A 737-nucleotide genomic window follows, 5' to 3' on the forward strand; every position below is an offset into this window, starting at 1 on the left:
GCGACGGCACCCCGAACCGGGCGCTCAGCGAGCCCAGCAGCAGGCCGGTGAACATCAGGCCGGTGCCGATAAGAAGAAACAGGTTCAGAGAGTCCAAGCGCAATCCATGCCAAGAGAATCAGGGTTCTATAGTAGAATAGCTTACACGCAACACGCTGCACGCTACATGCTCTCCGTAGGAGCGTCGCTGGCGGCGCGATAAACAGAAGCGAGTAACGAGTTTCGAGTGACGAAAACCTTCAGGAAGTGCCTGTTTGTGGTTTATGTCTTTCGAAACTCGTTTCTCGCAACTCGAAACTGGCCGGATCAGAGTGTCGACACGGCTGTTTCTCCTGTGCGAGCTGGCGTTTCGGTGCTGCGCTGATACTGGCTCTACCGCGTGATGCTTGCAGCGTGAGGTGTTCTCTTTATACTACCGCGCCCGAATTGACTATATTTTGAGCAGCAGGCCTGTCCTGCAAGGTAAGTAAACGATGGATTTTTCCCAGCGATTTGGCGTGATTGTGATCGGCGGCGGCCATGCCGGTACCGAGGCGGCACTGGCCTCTGCGCGCATGGGCGTTTCAACGCTGCTGCTCACCCATAACATCGAAACCCTGGGCCAGATGAGCTGTAACCCGGCCATTGGCGGTATCGGCAAGAGCCACCTGGTGCGTGAAATCGATGCCCTGGGCGGGGCCATGGGCCGCGCCACGGATAAAGGCGGTATTCAGTTTCGTGTGCTCAACGCCCGCAAA

At 57.0% G+C, this 737-nt stretch carries 1 protein-coding gene; it reads left to right on the top strand.

The window, feature by feature from the left end:
- Positions 1-473 precede the first annotated feature (473 nt).
- Positions 474-737 (top strand): FAD-dependent oxidoreductase (locus A3754_RS07380; RefSeq protein ID WP_156496889.1); only part of this gene is annotated, 264 nt, incomplete at its 3' end.

The sequence above is a fragment of the Alcanivorax sp. HI0083 genome (assembly GCF_001635175.1).